Source organism: Bacteroidota bacterium, assembly GCA_019637975.1.
In the GTDB taxonomy this organism is placed as follows: Bacteria; Bacteroidota; Ignavibacteria; order UBA10030; family UBA6906; genus CAADGV01.
On the sequence record JAHBUR010000052.1, the window covers coordinates 1 to 15,376 of the forward strand.

Genomic DNA, 15,376 nt, shown 5'->3' on the forward strand with positions numbered 1-15,376 from the left:
GCAAAGTCGTATTGCTGCTGCTTTTGTTGCCGGAATGGCTTTCGTCCTAACACTCACTCGTCTACTTCGCAAGAGAGTTGGGGCCGCTGCAACTGCTCCAATTCAGTCGACGTAAGGTGGATTGGGTGATGGCTCAACAAGCAAAACAACGGCGCATAACACTTTATAAAAGGTCAAAGTCAAGAGACAGAGATCTCCCGAGTCGAAGTGAAGCAACGACGGGTAGCGGAATTGACGACATACGACGATAGTTTCCACTGACGGCCGAACCTCGTATCACGTGAGCGAGGGGTTCTTTCAGTGACTGACTGTCCCAAACACTTTAGCGGGCTTGTGAGCGCAACGAGCGTCGGTAGCTCGATTGCATGTCCCAGATATTAGGTCGGCACGAGTGCTCGTATCCCAATCAAACTAGCGAAGGACAGGTTATTCCGGCATGGTCTCCGACAACACCAGCCGGCCTGCCTTCAGTTATGCGCACGGGCTTACGGGCACGAGGCCAGTCACGAAGTTTCTCGATCGCAACGCCTTTGAATGTTCTGAATTCTTGATGTCGAGTTAAGACATAGTACGTAATCTTAGCAAGTTCTTTGGCAACAACGGTACGGGCGATGGCTTTGGTGGATCGTTCTTCCAGGCGAGTAGCGAACTGCTTGATCTCCGGGTAGTACATCATCGCCTTGATGGCTGCCTCAGTGAACGCGTACTTGAGATACTTGTTGCCATCTTTGGATCCCGAGCGGTGCGCGTGTTTTCTTCCGGAATCTTTGGCACCGGGGACCAATCGACAATACGAGCAGTAATGTCGGGCATCGGCAAAGCGGCAGACATCACCGGTTTCCATCGCAATGATCGACCCTGTGATGTCGCCGATCCCGGGGATCGACATTAACAGTTGCACGGTTGGCGTGGGTCGGAGTTTTGTTTTGAAATACTTCTCCAGTTGCTTCCGGTGCTCGGTGGCTTGCATGCATTGGCGGTGATACATCAACAGCGTCATACGATACTCGACAGGCACGGAACAGTGCTCGAGGAACGTTGCAAACCCGACCAGGGAGGGAGAAACCTCAAGGCGCGTATTGAATTGTGCCAGAATGCTGCTGATGCGCAGAATGATGTTCGTCCGCTTGTGTTCCATGACCATACGCTGCCGCAACAGATCGCGCATGGCACGATACTCCGGCGGGAGTTGATAGGCTTCAGGGATGTAGCCCAGCCGCAAAAGTTGTGCGAGCGTGTGTGCGTCAACAGCATCGGTTTTCACTTTTGCATATGAAATGGCTTTGAGATACTTTGCGTGAGCGAGCACGATACGTATGCCGAGCGAGTGTAATAGATCGCACAGCCAGTACCATCCGGTGGTGGACTCCACCACAGCGTGTTGGTCTTGTGCTGGCCACTGTGCGAAGTACGACATCACGACTTCGGGTTGAGTCTTCATCGTCTGGCGCATAATAACTGTTCCCTGTTCGTCGACCGTGCATAGCACCATCGAACGGCGATGCAAGTCAATTCCTGTATACAACATGGCGTCCTCCTGTGAGTTCGTGAAGAATCTGTTGATTGGTGTGGAAATCAATCGTACGCATTTTTCCAGACTCACGGGAGACCTTTTAGTAAATATCAACGACAAACTATGACGTTCAAACTATGACGTTCACTCATTTGGTAAGGCTTACGCTTCATGCTGGCACTCTCTCGATTTAGTTGTGTTCACTCCACCACGCCGTCTGTTATAGATGTTGGTCGGCGTGGCGGCATAGTTTGCGAAAACGTTATACGACAGCACGCAATCTCATCTCATCAACAAAAAAGGGGACTGAATAATGCAGACAATTTCGATAATCAACTACAAAGGTGGAGTCGGCAAAACAACAATCAGCGCCAACCTTGCGGCTGAACTCGCTTATCGTGGGCATAATGTATTGGCAATCGATCTCGATCCACAAGCGAGCCTTACATTTTCCTATTTTTCCGTTGACGAATGGCGTGACAACTATGAGAAGACAAAGACTATTAAGAACTGGTACGATGCCTTCATTGACAGGGACTCTGACCTCGACTTGTCAAATCTCATCGTTCGCCCTAACAGAGTCAACAGCGTCGGACTAAAAGGGCATGTTGACGTGATTTGTTCCCACCTTGCTCTAATCAACGTTGACCTTGAACTCGCCACTCGTTTAGTCGGAGGAACTGCGAGAGATTTACGCAACAATTTCCTCAGGGTTCATTCTCGACTCAAGCAAGGTTTGAGTACTCTGGATCCCAATCGCTACGATTATGTCTTGATTGATTGCCCGCCGAATTTCAACATTGTGACCAAGAATGCTATCGTTGCAAGTGATCATTTGCTTGTACCAACGAAACCTGACTACCTTTCTACATTAGGAATAGACCAACTCAAGACGCATTTTACTGAATTCGATACAACACCTGCTGAACATGAGTGCGGATCTTGAGTGGGATGAAGACATTTCCTATGCTGATACTATGAACAGTGAAAGAAGAATGAACAACTCTCCGGATGCCATTGATTTTGTCCTTGGCCGGAGATTAACAGATATACCCGGCACAACATTCAAGTATAACGGCGGCTGTACACAACTCCTTGCGGCAATTATAGAACGTGCAACAGGGATGCACGTGGATACATTTACTTATGAATACTTGTTTAAGCCCCTGGGCATTACAAAATATACCTGGGTAGCCATTAAGGACGGAACACCTTCAGCGGCTTCGGGATTAAGATTGCGCTCAAGAGATTTGGCAAAGTTTGGATTGCTGTTTTTGAACGATGGAATGTGGAATGGGAAACAGATTATTCCATCACATCTGGTGGCACAAACTTCACGGAGTCAAATAGCCACTCCATACAGCGATTCTACTTACCATACCGGATACAGCAATCAGTTCTGGATACCCACCGAGATTGTTGAAGGGCAAGAGGTATCCTGGATTCAATGCCAAGGAAATGGGGGGCAAATAGTTGTAATAGATAAACAATTTGACTTGGTTCTTGTAATTACGGCCGGCAATTATGATCAAAGCGATCTCCGGAAGAGCTCATGGGATATTTATTTTGATTTTGTTTATCCCGCTGTGGTAAATTAGATGTGAGTCGGGGCCCGCAAACAATTCGACGGAACCACAGCCGAGACTGCACGAACGCATTACAGCGCCAACTGTGTGTCGACTTGAACCAATAATGAAGGGAAAATGCAGTGGATACATTCGGTTCCAATCATCTGTTTAGATCTTGTCATTGATTCAACGGTTGCCTACTTGTGTGTGAACCACCCGGTATACTCTCTTGACGAAGATGCTCCGAACGGTGTATTGACGTTGGACATCTGCTCTTCCCCTAAAATTTTCGGATATGAAGATAAACCAGTATCTTCATAACCAGAGAGGAGTATTACCCATGGACGAAAGACGCGGCGAAGATCAGTGAGGCAACGACTTCTCGAGCACCTCTATTCGGTTACGTTTGTTATAAGTCAACGCGCACACACCAACCACTTGACTCTGCGTCGGGTTTTCGCCTCATTTGCATGATCTTTTGTCGGCTTTACCTCTTCCAATCGAGCGGAACGTCGCTATTATTCACAATCCCGGACCGTAACTGCCATGTCAGTTGATAAGAAAAACCTTGAGGATTTTGTCCTCGTCGTCTTGATTGCAGTCGGATTGATCGGGTGTTCCATCTTTTTCTTTCAGGATGGCGGCAAACCTCTCAGCGCCTTCTTTGCTGCATTTGCCCTATCATGCATCGTTTACCGGTTTCTTGGGGGCATTGCCCAGGAAACCAGTTTTCGAATGGGATTCCTGAAGCTTGGCGGTTCGGCTGCCTTCATTATTGCATCCATTTGGTTTCTGAATACACAGGTGTTTGTCCTGCAGGAGAGCATTGTTGTTTCGATGCCGGAGCGAACGCGCTGGTATCCTGTCAGGATGGACAACGGCAATCCCGATACGGTAACCATCATGAGCAGCACCGGTGTGCGGGATTCTTTCCGGATTTCACCGGGCGATTACGAGACTCTGAGAAACAACGAATACACCTTGGAGCCGGAGAGGGGAAGCAGGTTTCTCATCAAAAAAGGGAGCACTGTCCTCGGTTTTGCCGACACAGTGCTTAGCAACAAACCGACGCGAATTCACGAAGCCGACATTGTTATGTTGTATCCGTATGGAAATCCCCGCGAATTCAGCACAAGCAAGTACCCGTTCAAGGTTGTTGTTGAAGGAGGCTCGTTTCATATCCGCACAGCAGCCACGAATGAACCCGCGTGCGACGATTGTACTGACCGGGAGGTTGTCAAGAAGAAGCATGTATTTTTTGAGATGAACGGCAACCAGTACGTCTGTTTTGTGCTACAAGCAAATCACCAAATCGAGCAGAAGGAGTGGTATTCTCAATATCTTATTGGCAGACTTGATTTCAAGAATTGATCAGTACGGCTATCCCATTGACCAGCTACCTTTACAAAGTTGAAGAAGCCCGCAGCAGAACTATCCGATGCAGACAATAAGCATAACCACTTCCAGACTCAGGATACGAAATCTAAGGCCATCAGATCTGGCAGATTTCCACAGCTACCGTTCGAATCCAGAAGTAACGAAATATCAGATGTTTGATGTAATGACTCAAGAGCAATCGGCGGAGTTCATAAAAATGCAGTACAACAAAGCATTCGGTATTGCGGGTGAGTGGGTTCAGTATGGGATTGAGATGAAGGAAACGGGAAAGATCATTGGCGATTGCGCAATACGGCTTAAAATAGACGACGCAAGAATCGCTGAAATCGGCATTACAATCTCCCACCGCGAACAACGAAGGGGTTTTGCCAAAGAGACGCTGAATGGAGTCCTGTCGTTTTTGTTCGACACACAACATGTTCATCGCGTTGTTGAAACGGTGGACGCTGAGAACGCTGCATCGATACAACTTCTGAAAAGCCTGGGGTTCAGACAGGAAGGGCATTTTGTGGAGAGCCTCTTCTTTAAGGGAAAGTGGGGAAGCGAGCTTCAATTTGCCATGCTCAAGAGGGAATGGGAGGCGCTCAGACTAGCAGAAACGTGACATCCTGTACAACACTGAAGTGAGAAATCAAAAATATCGGTACAGAGAGTATACTCGCCCTTTTAAAGGAGAAACTGCAATGCGAAAGATTCTTTTGTTCGCTTTGTTCTTACCTGTCGTAGCATCGGGGCAAATGATGCCCGAACGGCTGGCGCGAACGGACTCAGTCGTCACAATGTCGCCGAAACGACAATCTCCGACAAAAACAGTTACGGAGCAGGCAAGTTCTGTACTGAAAGATACCGGCACGATCAGCAGCGGGGGAGAGATAGTATCGCCTCCGACAAGCAAACAGGTTCCCGCACGCGAGGGGCCGGATCCAATGTCGAGTTTCGAGTTTTGGTTGTCGGTGATGGTTCTGGGATTCACACTGATCATGATGATTGGTCAGGTGTGGTTGATTCGCTCGAAACTTCTGAACCCCGATATGTCGTATCGCGGAGTGCTCGTCACGATTATTATCGGTGCCACATTGTTCCTGATTACCGCAGGGTACAGCAATGACCAAATCGCGCCTGCAATGGGTTTGTTCGGAACGATTGCAGGCTATCTGCTTGGGAGGACGACCGCCTCAAAAGAAAAGGAAGGATGAAAGTCGGATACTTCCGCCAAGAAGGGAAACCCGTCAAGTCCGAGCATACCAACCTTGGTACATCAACACGCGCGCAACCTCTGTAGGTAGTTTCTCCTTCCAGTCCCACGCACAACAGCCGTTTGACCCTTTCCACGTTGTACAGTTCTGAACCGGTTATTCTGTATCACGGGTTTAAAAAAAGGCTTGACAAATATGAATTCCTGCCTTATATTGCAAGCCGTAATTTGTTCTATGCCTTACTAAATAAGGCATATATCTTCTAATACCGACTATACTAAAGATCGCTGCTTTCCATGCTTGATGAGATTGATGTAAAACTGATTGAAATCCTTCAGAAAAATGGTAGAACGAAACGAAACGATCTTGCCGAAGCAGTCGGCCTTTCGCTTCCTTCAGTCAGCGACAGGCTGAAAAAACTTGAGGAAAACGGCGTCATTACAGGATATCTCGCGACCGTCGATCACAAGAAGTTGGGGAAGGATATTACCGCCTTCATATTTGTGCGGGTCGATTCATCAAAGCACTTCAATGCCTTTCTTGATCATGCACGGCATGTGGATGATATTCTGGAATGTCATGCCATAACAGGAGAAGGGTCGCATCTTCTGAAAATCAGAACGAAGAACACTGAGTCTCTTGAAAAACTTCTTGCGAAGATTCAGGCATGGAACGGAGTGGTGAGCACGAGAACAAGTCTCGTCCTCTCGACATCGAAAGAATCGTTTTACATCAAAGCTGAGGCGGGAAGATGAGAAATTACGTGCTGTTCGAAGAACGATCATAAAAGCGGCAACCTACAATCCAATCATTCATTAACACACGGGGAAATCATGGCTAAAAAAGGTGCATCGGCAACCGCCAACGTCTTCAAGATGATCAAGGACAATGGCGTGCAAATGGTCGATTTCAAATTTGTGGATCTTCTCGGGGTATGGCAGCACGTGACAGTGCCTGTTCATCGGCTGGAAGAATCGTCGTTTCAGGAGGGATTCGGATTTGACGGCTCGTCCATCCGAGGCTTCAAAGCAATCAACGAGAGCGATATGTTGATGATGCCCGACCCGAGAACAGCCATCATCGATCCGTTTGTCCAGGTGAAGACGGTCAGTTTCATTTGTGAAATATTCGATCCGTTGACGAAAGAGCGATTCAGCCGTTGTGCCCGCGGCATTGCGCACAAGGCCGAACAGTATTTGCAGTCAACAGGCATCGCTGACACGGCATTCATGGGAGCCGAGGCCGAGTTCTTCATTTTTGATGATATACGCTTTGACACGCAAGGACACAGCAGCTACTACCATGTCGATTCCATCGAAGGACGCTGGAATTCGGGACGTGACGAAATGCCCAACCTTGGCTACAAGCCGCGCTACAAGGAAGGATATTATCCCGCTCCGCCTACAGATCACTTAATGGATCTGCGCAATGAAATGGTGTTGAACATGATGGGAGTGGGGCTTGATGTCGAAACGCAGCATCATGAGGTAGCCAGCGGCGGGCAAGCAGAGATTGATCTGAAGTTTGCCTCACTCTTGAAACATGCCGATGATATGATGCTGTTCAAATACATCATCAAGAATACGGCAGTTGCACGAGGCAAAACCGCTACATTCATGCCGAAGCCGATTTTTGGAGACAACGGTTCAGGAATGCACGTGCATCAAAGTTTGTGGAAGGGGGGCAAGCCGTTGTTCTACGGGAACGGTTATGCAAACCTGAGCGAAATGGCGTTGTACTATATCGGCGGATTATTGAAACATGCACCGGCATTGTGCGCGTTCACCAACCCGACGACGAATTCGTACAAGCGGCTTGTGCCGGGATTCGAAGCCCCCGTGAACCTTGCCTATTCACAGCGAAACCGGAGTGCTTCGGTTCGCATCCCGATGTACTCGTCAAGCCCGAAATCCAAGCGCATCGAGTTCCGGTGTCCTGATGCGTCGGGAAATCCATATCTGCAATTTGCTGCAATGTTGCTGGCCGGACTTGACGGCATTATCAACAAGATAGATCCGGGAGATCCGCTGGACAAAGATATCTATGACATGGCTCCGGAAGAATTGAAGAACGTGCCGTCAACACCCGGTTCGCTGGAACAGGCCATCAAGGCCCTTGAACGTGATCACGATTTTCTGCGTCGAGGGGATGTATTTACGCATGACGTTATCGAAACGTGGATTACGTACAAAATGGAGAAGGAAGTCAAGGCAATGGCTTTGCGGCCGCATCCATACGAGTTCGGGCTGTACTTCGATTGTTGATTGTACGGAAGAACTCGTTTGTTGAACTGCCGTCATGCATGCTGCATGCATGACGGTTTTTCTTTTCATGGAGTTCTACGGAGTATCGTCAACATAGAATACAGGGGAAAGATCGTTGATCTTGATGAGGGCGGAGCTGACGAAATCGAGAGTTGAAGCACCTTCGAGGAAATCACGAATCAACAGATGTTCCGCATGAACAAGAGCATCTTCTTCAAGTTCCGCAATGTGATTGTTCAGCGGCCGCCAGGAGGACTTAAGGGCATAGCCTTCACGCGCCCACATATCCATCTTAATCAAGTTCTTGATTCTGCCGGCCATCGCCAGGGCGTCCCTGCCATGGGCATTATCCGACAAGTCAATCGCTTTTATCTCGTATGTGCGGTAATTGCTCATCTGATGTGTTGTTTGCGCCATGTCGTGAATATACAACTCCTTGTACAGAACCCATTTTGCCGACTCTGCGAAACTCCTGTCCGGATCAACCTTTGAAAGAACGTCGTGCATGCGTGAAACGTAGCTGACCAATTCGGGCAACCCGCGTCGCATCATTTTTTCGAGAAACGGAAGAACTGTTTTCTGCGTAAAAAGCCGTTCATTCCGTGTCAGGTCGGTGTGGATATGCTCGAGGATGAGGTCGTAGTGATTGGTGAGTTGAACAACGGAGGTTTGCAACTCGGTCGGGATATGCGCATCAAGAAACTTGTCGTACCCCGAGAGCCCGTACACTTTGCCTTTCGCATTCCGTACACGGTTGAGCAAATCTTCAATACAATCATGCAAGGCACCAATGGCGCTGTAGCGCCGGGTGGTGTCATCATCAATTCCCATCGCACCGGTCAATGCACCGACTCGATTGAGATGCGCAGCCGTTGAAATACCACATTTTCGCTTGAGTCCCGAATCGAGGAACAATTGAAGAACCTTCTGGACTGCTGGCGCGTATATGCCGTACAAATCCGTCAGATCCGTCAGGTCGGGAACCTGCCATTGCAGCAGGCGCAGTTGACTGCGTTGATACGATTCTTTCTTCTCAAGGTCGGATCGTTTATCTCCGATTTCAGTCGGAGCGGCGTTGTCATGTGTCCGCGGTTTTTTTCCGGTATGCGGATTCTTCGAAATGAAATCTCCAACCAGAAGCCTCACGAATCGCGATTTATCCGTCCCAAAGACCCGCGCAAGCGTTGCATCTGACGGAACGCGATGGTGAAGAATGCTCCACAGCGCGTCTTTTGCGTCGTGGTACCGTGGGTCTTTCTGAAGACGGGATATTCCTGCATTGTATCTCATTCACTCTCCACATAGTGCTATTCTCATTATACATCGGAAAATGTGTTGGATGCAAGTGCAGAAATGTGTCAATTGTATTTAGGTTTCCGGAATGTAAAGAGTGTCCGGCAACTCCCTTCCTTGATTGGAGTTAGAGGATACACTAACAGCCAGGAGAAGTCATGAACCGGAACACCCGTCGGGCAACGCGTTCTCGCCAATCACTACACAGTCCGATACATCTCCCATGTCGCCGAAGTCGTGGATCGTTAGTCAGTTACTCCAGCTCGTCGGATTCATTCTTCTGATTGTGTGGGCAGTTGACAACAACACGAATGTACATAAACAGAATTGGGCCCGTGCTATGCTTATTATGTATGCGTTCGGACTCGGGATTACACTCTTCTTCTTTTACCTTCATGGCGGAATTCTTCCATACAGTTGTTCGGATGGCGAGTCCTGGATAGCAGAGGGAAGCTGTGAGTTGCCGGTTTCTTGTTTTTGCAACTGCTTCTTCCTATTTTGAGCCATGCAATTCTCCCGACTTCTCTACGAAGCGTCCAATCGAAAAGCAACAATCACGCTGAACCGTCCGGAAAAGCGGAACGCGCTGGACGATGCGATGGTTGGCGAACTTGGCGCCGCTTTTCAGCAAGCGGCACGCGACCAGAACGTGAAGGTGATCACCTTGCGCGGGGCGGGTCCGGCATTTTGCGCCGGGGCTGACCTCGAGTATCTCAGCCGGATAGCGAAGTATGACCTTGAAGAAAACCGCGCAGACTCGACGAAACTTGCCCATCTCTTCAAAACAATCTACGAACTCAGAAAACCTGTAATTGCCGCCGTTCACGGCCCGGCACTTGCAGGCGGCTGCGGACTCGCGAGCGTATGCGACATCGTGATTGCATCGGAGGAAAACGCCTCGTTCGGCTATACGGAGGTTCGAATCGGATTCATTCCCGCTATTGTGCTGGTCTTCCTCATCAAGCGCGTTGGCGAGGGTAAGGCACGCGAGTTGGTGCTGCGCGGGCACACGCTTTCTGCACAAGAAGCCGCCGCAATCGGTCTGGTAAACATAACTGTGCCGGCTATCTCGTTTGAGCCGACGATAGAGAAGTTAGTGAGTGATCTTTTGCAGAACAACAGCCTTCATGCGATGGGATTATGCAAGGAAATGCTGTCGAAACTGCATGGATTGAATCTCATGGAAGCCATTGATTTTGCAGCAAACATGAACGCCGCTGCCCGGATGACGCCTGATTGCAAGGAGGGAATTGCGGCTTTTCTCAACAAGGAAAAATTACAATGGTAGGAACTCCGGACCTGATCACGTCCATACGAAGCATTCCCGACTTTCCGAAAAAAGGGATTGTCTTCCGTGACATCACAACTCTGCTGAAAGATCGTGTTGCCTTCAACCGGGCCATTGACATTCTGCACGAACACTATCGATCGAAGGACATCTCCAAAGTTGTCAGCGTGGAATCGCGAGGGTTCATCTTCGGGGCGCCTCTTGCATACACTCTTGGGGCAGGCTTCGTTCCTGTCCGCAAACCGAAGAAACTTCCGGCGGAGACAATCCGCGAAGAATACAAACTGGAGTACGGAACTGATGCCGTGGAAATTCACAAAGATGCAATTTCCGCCGAGGATCGTGTCCTTATCGTTGATGATTTACTCGCAACCGGAGGGACAATACTCGCCACAGCAACATTGGTGGAACGTCTTGGTGCAACGATTGTGAGTCTCGGCTTTCTTATCGAACTGACATTTCTTAATGCTCGTGAACGACTACAGGCATATGACGTATTCTCAGTTATCACTTATGACAGCGAATAAAGTACCATGAATCAGATGTAGAATCCTTCCACAGCCACGCCAAAGCGTGGCTTTTTTTTGACACGTAGTTGCTTCCGTTGACGATTCAGTATACATTATGACTAAAGAGTTCAGTAAGTGAACTGGTGGTTCACTGCGAGACTCCTTCATTATGCCATCAAGGATAGGTAATGATGAACGACTTAGTCCGGCAGCCATTGGTGAGAAAAGAGCGTGAGCGTCTGGCGAAGCGGCAGGAGATTGTAAACGCTGCCCGACAAGTATTTGCCCAGAAAGGCTACGACCATGCAACATTGGACGAGATTGCGGCGAAGGCCGAATTCGCGAAGGGGACGTTGTACAATTATTTTGACAGCAAGGAAACATTGTTTCGGGAGATAGTATCCTCGATGCTCGACGATCTTGCACGGATAGCGCAAGCGGCTATGGAGGGTGGAGGGTCGTTACGTGAGCGGTTTCTGCGATATGCGATCCAAACGATGGAGTATCATAAGAAGAATGAAGATCTTCAACGAATCCTCGCCCGCGAGTTGAACCGGATGCAGTTAGAGGTTCATCTCGTGCCAATTATGCAGCGGCTTCGCAGTATAGCGGAAATTCTGGGCTCGGCACTTAAAAGGGAGATAAACAAGCGCACGATTGTTCGCGAAGAACCTATCGAACTGGCGTTTGTGTTTCTGGGGATGGTGCATAACAGAACGCTGCGCAGATCGTTTGAAGGAAACGGACTTGCAGGATTCGAGCCAGAACGCGATGCCCGTTTTCTTGTTCAATTGTTTTTTGAAGGCTGTGAGGTTGCATGAAAGCAACCAATTGGGCAAAGCGACGTATCGTTTCTTGCTTTCCTTCCGGCAGCAAAGTACCGCAACTGTTCTTTGGTGATCCTTCGCTGAAGTACCATCTGTTTCGTGTGATGTTCCATCATTACGCCATGAACTTTCAACAACCCCCGATTTGATGAAACAAGAGCTATGAGAACGTGTCTGTTGAAATACTGCCTGTCTGTATTGACGATGACCATTGTTTTGTCGATTTCCGCCCCCGCTCAGACGGGGGGAACACAACGCCTGTCCATCGAGGACGCTGTTCGACGTGCAGTCACGAACAATCATGAACTTGCAGCGGCAAGGCATGAAGTCGGAAAAGCTGACGCCCAGGTCCGTGAAGCGTGGGGGTACGCCTTGCCGAGTATTGACCTTTCGGGCAGGTACACACGGGCAATCAAGAAGCCTGTATTTTTCTTTCCGAACATTTTCGATTCCGCTGCCAGCAAACGCGGTGAAGTGACGGCAATCGAAATCGGCTCGGACAATTCATTCGATCTGACAATGACAGTGTCACAAGTCCTGTTCAACTCGGCCGTGTTTACCGGAGTCGGAACGGCGAAGATCTACTCACGGGCAGCGCGCGAAGTATACCGGTCGAAACTGCTGGAAACTGTCACCACTGCTCGAAAGGCACTCTATGGCGTTCTTCTCGCAGCAGAGGTCAAAACGATGCTCGACGCCAACTTGAAGAATGCCGAGGATAATTTCAGAAATGCGAGCGTACTTGCAGCGCAAGGACTCATTTCGGAGTATGAAAAACTTCGTGCCGAGGTGGGATTGGCCAACGTGCGTCCGGAAGTCATCAGGGCTGAAGGCAACCTGGAACTTGCTATCAACGGCCTGAAACTGGCCTTGGGAATTCCGTTTGATCAATCCATTGAAGTGGAAGGAACGCTTGAATTCAAGCCCGTGGAAGATGGAATCCTGGAAGAGGCGCCCCGCACTGTGTTGAAAGAAAACCCAGGACTCATCGCGTTGCGCTATCAGGAAGATGTGAATAATGCATTTACGGCCATCGAGCGGTCCGAGTATCTCCCAAGTCTCGCGGCTTTCGGCAACTATCAATTTCAAGCTCAAAAGAATGATTTGCGAATTTCAACTCACGATGTTGTGAGAAGTTCCGTTGTGGGTCTCTCTCTCACACTCAATATCTTCAACGGATTAAGAACTGGAGCTCGAGTTGAACAGGCCGAGCTGGAAACGCGGAAGACACAAGAGAGTATTCAGAAGACGGAAATTAGCTTGCAAACAGCAGTACACTCGACCTTGATGTCACTGAAGCGAGCCCGGGAGCGCGTGGAAGCCCAAGGCAGAACAGTTGAACTCGCTGAACAAGGATACCGCATTGCCGCTACGCGGTTCAACAGCGGAAGCGGAACACAACTCGAAGTAACGGATGCACAATTGGCGTTAACAACTGCCAAAACCAATCGTACGCAGGCTGTCTACGATTACCACGTTGCCTCGATGGAACTTGACCAATTGCTCGGAAGGGCTCCGCACTATATTTCATCTGAATATGAGGAATGACCGATGAATACGAGACGTATCCTTTTTCACGGAGTATTGATTGCAGGCATGTGTCTGTTCGCTTTCGGATGTGGCGATAGCAATGCCGACACCTCCAACGAAAACAAGGTGAGAACCACCGGAAGTGATGTTCCGGTACAAGTTCAAGAACTGAAGCCGAGATTGTTTTCGGAAACGCTGCAACTCAGCGGCTCAATAAAGGCTTACGACGACATTGTGATTTCTCCCGAAGAGGGTGGCGTCGTGAAGGAGTGGAAGTACGCAAAGGGACAGTCTGTTCCGAAAGATGCCGTTATCGTCCTTCTCACTGACGATGTAATAAAGCCTGCCTATGACGCTGCCCTTGCACAATACAAATCCGCGGAATTGACGTTGCAGAAGCAACAGCAGGTGTATACTGAACAGGCGGTAAGCGAATGGCAACTCCGCACAACGGAATACGGACGTGATGCGGCAAAGGCACAAGCCGAACTTGCGCGGGGCCGGTGGGAACGGACTCGCATCAAGACTCCTGTTGGCGGAATTCTTGATGAGCGATATGCTGATGTTGGTGAGATGGCTCCACCGGGAGTTCCGATTGCACGTGTAGTGAATATCAACAGGGTGAAGATTGCTGTCAACATACCAGAACGGTACGCGGGCAGCATCAAGTTGGGTACACAGATTAGCTTGTCGGTGCTGGCGTTTCCGGGAAAACTCTTCACCGGCACGATATCATTTGTCGGTGCTGCAATTTCTCCCGACAACCGTACGTTTCCGGTCGAAGCAGTGATTGCAAATCCAAACCTCATGCTCAAACCGGAGATGATAGCAAAAACACAACTCTCTCTCTCGGCACAAAAGGAAGCATTGTTGATAGAAGAGAGTATCGTCCAACAACTCGACCGAAATAAGATGGTTGTGTTCATTGAGCAGAACGGGAAAGCAAAGGAACGCATTGTGCAACTCGGCGGCCGTCACGAGAGTTATGTGGAGATTCTTTCAGGCTTGGAAGCGGGAGACCGGGTCATTACTGCCGGGTTCACCGACGTCATCGACGGACAGTCTGTCGTGGCAACGGAAACCCATACAAAGTAAGGAACAGGCGTCGTCTCATGAAACAACCAGACTGATACATACTTCTGACAAATCTGACTGAAAGAAAACGATGCGTCTTTCAAACATAGCAGTTGACAACAAGGTCGCGGTGTACATCTTCATTCTTCTGATTGTGATGATAGGATGGAATGCATACCAGGGACTTCCCCGAGAAGCCGCTCCCGACGTAAAAATTCCGTACATCATTGTTACAGTACCGTACATCGGCGTCGCGACAGCCGACATAGAGGGACTCGTTACGCAACCTCTGGAGCGCGCACTCAAAGGCATAAAGGATGTGAAGACGATTACCTCCGCCTCGAAAGAGGGACTTTCCACAGTAAGCGTGGAGTTTGAGATAGGAGTTGATATCGACGAAGCGTTGCGACGTGTTCGGGACAAGGTGAACTCGACGCGCAATGAGCTCCCGACCGATATTCTCGACCCTGTCGTCACGGAAATCAACATTAGTGAATTTCCGATCATGTTTGTGAATGTCGGCGGACCCTATGGCGTTGCTCGACTGAAGAAGGTTGCTGACGATCTGAAAGAGAAGATCGAGATAATACCGGGGGTGTTGCGTGCCGACGTAACGGGCGGACTTGAGCCCGAGGTGCAGGTGAATTGTGACGTGAATCTCCTGAATGCCTACAAGATCGGGTTCGATGATGTGGTCAACGCAATCAAGAATGAGAATGTCTCGATTCCCGGCGGTTCTGTTGACACGAAAGAGATCAACTATTCCGTCCGTGTTCCCGGTGAGTACAAGGATGTGAAACCAATCGAGGATATTGTCATCAAGCTTCAAGGGGGCAAGCCGATCTATGTCCGCGATGTTGCCCGGGTGTATGCATCATTTGAAGATAGAAAAACCTACGCACGGCTTAACGGCAAC

Annotated in this window: 16 protein-coding genes; 14 read left to right on the forward strand and 2 right to left on the reverse strand. The window is 49.2% G+C overall.

The window, feature by feature from the left end; all coding sequences use genetic code 11:
- Window positions 1–406: 406 nt before the first annotated feature.
- A complete protein-coding gene (locus KF749_17685; protein ID MBX2992986.1) occupies window positions 407–1,528 on the reverse strand; it encodes an IS110 family transposase in 1,122 nt (373 codons plus the stop codon).
- A 298-nt stretch (window positions 1,529–1,826) separates the two neighbouring features.
- On the opposite strand from KF749_17685, the gene KF749_17690 reads away from it, so the two are divergent.
- From KF749_17690 to glnA, 7 genes are all read left to right on the forward strand, one after another.
- Window positions 1,827–2,459 carry an AAA family ATPase gene (locus KF749_17690; GenBank protein MBX2992987.1) on the forward strand — a complete coding sequence of 211 codons (633 nt, stop codon included), beginning with the start codon at window positions 1,827–1,829 and terminating at the stop codon, window positions 2,457–2,459.
- A complete protein-coding gene (locus tag KF749_17695) occupies window positions 2,443–3,111 on the forward strand; it encodes a serine hydrolase (protein ID MBX2992988.1) in 669 nt (222 codons plus the stop codon). The genes KF749_17690 and KF749_17695 overlap by 17 nt, the downstream gene beginning before the upstream one ends.
- Before the next feature lie 516 nt (window positions 3,112–3,627).
- A complete protein-coding gene (locus KF749_17700; GenBank protein ID MBX2992989.1) occupies window positions 3,628–4,452 on the forward strand; it encodes a hypothetical protein in 825 nt (274 codons plus the stop codon).
- A gap of 67 nt (window positions 4,453–4,519) precedes the next feature.
- A complete protein-coding gene (locus KF749_17705) occupies window positions 4,520–5,083 on the forward strand; it encodes a GNAT family N-acetyltransferase (GenBank protein MBX2992990.1) in 564 nt (187 codons plus the stop codon).
- 79 nt (window positions 5,084–5,162) lie between these two features.
- On the forward strand, window positions 5,163–5,675 hold the full coding sequence (locus KF749_17710; GenBank protein ID MBX2992991.1) for a hypothetical protein: 513 nt from the start codon (window positions 5,163–5,165) through the stop codon (window positions 5,673–5,675).
- A gap of 296 nt (window positions 5,676–5,971) precedes the next feature.
- On the forward strand, window positions 5,972–6,430 hold the full coding sequence (locus tag KF749_17715) for an Lrp/AsnC family transcriptional regulator (protein MBX2992992.1): 459 nt from the start codon (window positions 5,972–5,974) through the stop codon (window positions 6,428–6,430).
- 78 nt (window positions 6,431–6,508) lie between these two features.
- Complete coding sequence (gene glnA, locus KF749_17720; GenBank protein ID MBX2992993.1) at window positions 6,509–7,939, forward strand: type I glutamate--ammonia ligase; 1,431 nt, start codon at window positions 6,509–6,511, stop codon at window positions 7,937–7,939.
- A 75-nt stretch (window positions 7,940–8,014) separates the two neighbouring features.
- On the opposite strand, the gene KF749_17725 is transcribed toward glnA, so the two are convergent.
- Window positions 8,015–9,229, reverse strand: a complete 1,215-nt coding sequence (locus tag KF749_17725) for a hypothetical protein (GenBank protein ID MBX2992994.1) — start codon at window positions 9,227–9,229, stop codon at window positions 8,015–8,017.
- 508 nt (window positions 9,230–9,737) lie between these two features.
- Between KF749_17725 and KF749_17730 the strand changes: the two genes are divergently transcribed.
- The 7 genes from KF749_17730 to KF749_17760 form a co-directional block, all read left to right on the forward strand.
- Entirely contained in the window at window positions 9,738–10,520 is a 783-nt protein-coding gene (locus KF749_17730) for an enoyl-CoA hydratase/isomerase family protein (protein MBX2992995.1), read from the forward strand.
- Complete coding sequence (locus KF749_17735; protein ID MBX2992996.1) at window positions 10,514–11,047, forward strand: adenine phosphoribosyltransferase; 534 nt, start codon at window positions 10,514–10,516, stop codon at window positions 11,045–11,047. The genes KF749_17730 and KF749_17735 overlap by 7 nt, the downstream gene beginning before the upstream one ends.
- Before the next feature lie 170 nt (window positions 11,048–11,217).
- Window positions 11,218–11,850 carry a TetR/AcrR family transcriptional regulator gene (locus tag KF749_17740; GenBank protein ID MBX2992997.1) on the forward strand — a complete coding sequence of 211 codons (633 nt, stop codon included), beginning with the start codon at window positions 11,218–11,220 and terminating at the stop codon, window positions 11,848–11,850.
- On the forward strand, window positions 11,847–12,005 hold the full coding sequence (locus KF749_17745; protein MBX2992998.1) for a hypothetical protein: 159 nt from the start codon (window positions 11,847–11,849) through the stop codon (window positions 12,003–12,005). The genes KF749_17740 and KF749_17745 overlap by 4 nt, the downstream gene beginning before the upstream one ends.
- Window positions 12,006–12,018: 13 nt before the next feature.
- Window positions 12,019–13,404: a TolC family protein gene (locus KF749_17750; protein ID MBX2992999.1), complete on the forward strand. Its 1,386-nt coding sequence runs from the start codon at window positions 12,019–12,021 to the stop codon at window positions 13,402–13,404.
- Window positions 13,405–13,407: 3 nt separating this feature from the next.
- Window positions 13,408–14,481, forward strand: coding sequence for an efflux RND transporter periplasmic adaptor subunit (locus KF749_17755; GenBank protein ID MBX2993000.1), 1,074 nt, complete (start codon window positions 13,408–13,410; stop codon window positions 14,479–14,481).
- Window positions 14,482–14,551: 70 nt separating this feature from the next.
- Window positions 14,552–15,376 (forward strand): efflux RND transporter permease subunit (locus KF749_17760; protein ID MBX2993001.1); only part of this gene is annotated, 825 nt, incomplete at its 3' end.

Excerpts from the sequence above, each read along its gene's own strand:
- KF749_17700 (MBX2992989.1), top strand. The coding sequence starts at position 3,628 with ATGTCAGTTGATAAGAAAAACCTTGAGGATTTTGTCCTCGTCGTCTTG.
- KF749_17725 (MBX2992994.1), bottom strand. The coding sequence starts at position 9,229 with ATGAGATACAATGCAGGAATATCCCGTCTTCAGAAAGACCCACGGTAC.
- KF749_17735 (MBX2992996.1), top strand. The coding sequence starts at position 10,514 with ATGGTAGGAACTCCGGACCTGATCACGTCCATACGAAGCATTCCCGAC.
- KF749_17745 (MBX2992998.1), top strand. The coding sequence starts at position 11,847 with ATGAAAGCAACCAATTGGGCAAAGCGACGTATCGTTTCTTGCTTTCCT.
- KF749_17755 (MBX2993000.1), top strand. The coding sequence starts at position 13,408 with ATGAATACGAGACGTATCCTTTTTCACGGAGTATTGATTGCAGGCATG.
- KF749_17750 (MBX2992999.1), top strand. The coding sequence starts at position 12,019 with ATGAGAACGTGTCTGTTGAAATACTGCCTGTCTGTATTGACGATGACC.
- KF749_17715 (MBX2992992.1), top strand. The coding sequence starts at position 5,972 with ATGCTTGATGAGATTGATGTAAAACTGATTGAAATCCTTCAGAAAAAT.
- KF749_17685 (MBX2992986.1), bottom strand. The coding sequence starts at position 1,528 with ATGTTGTATACAGGAATTGACTTGCATCGCCGTTCGATGGTGCTATGC.
- KF749_17705 (MBX2992990.1), top strand. The coding sequence starts at position 4,520 with ATGCAGACAATAAGCATAACCACTTCCAGACTCAGGATACGAAATCTA.
- KF749_17690 (MBX2992987.1), top strand. The coding sequence starts at position 1,827 with ATGCAGACAATTTCGATAATCAACTACAAAGGTGGAGTCGGCAAAACA.
- KF749_17710 (MBX2992991.1), top strand. The coding sequence starts at position 5,163 with ATGCGAAAGATTCTTTTGTTCGCTTTGTTCTTACCTGTCGTAGCATCG.
- KF749_17740 (MBX2992997.1), top strand. The coding sequence starts at position 11,218 with ATGATGAACGACTTAGTCCGGCAGCCATTGGTGAGAAAAGAGCGTGAG.
- KF749_17695 (MBX2992988.1), top strand. The coding sequence starts at position 2,443 with ATGAGTGCGGATCTTGAGTGGGATGAAGACATTTCCTATGCTGATACT.
- KF749_17730 (MBX2992995.1), top strand. The coding sequence starts at position 9,738 with ATGCAATTCTCCCGACTTCTCTACGAAGCGTCCAATCGAAAAGCAACA.
- glnA (MBX2992993.1), top strand. The coding sequence starts at position 6,509 with ATGGCTAAAAAAGGTGCATCGGCAACCGCCAACGTCTTCAAGATGATC.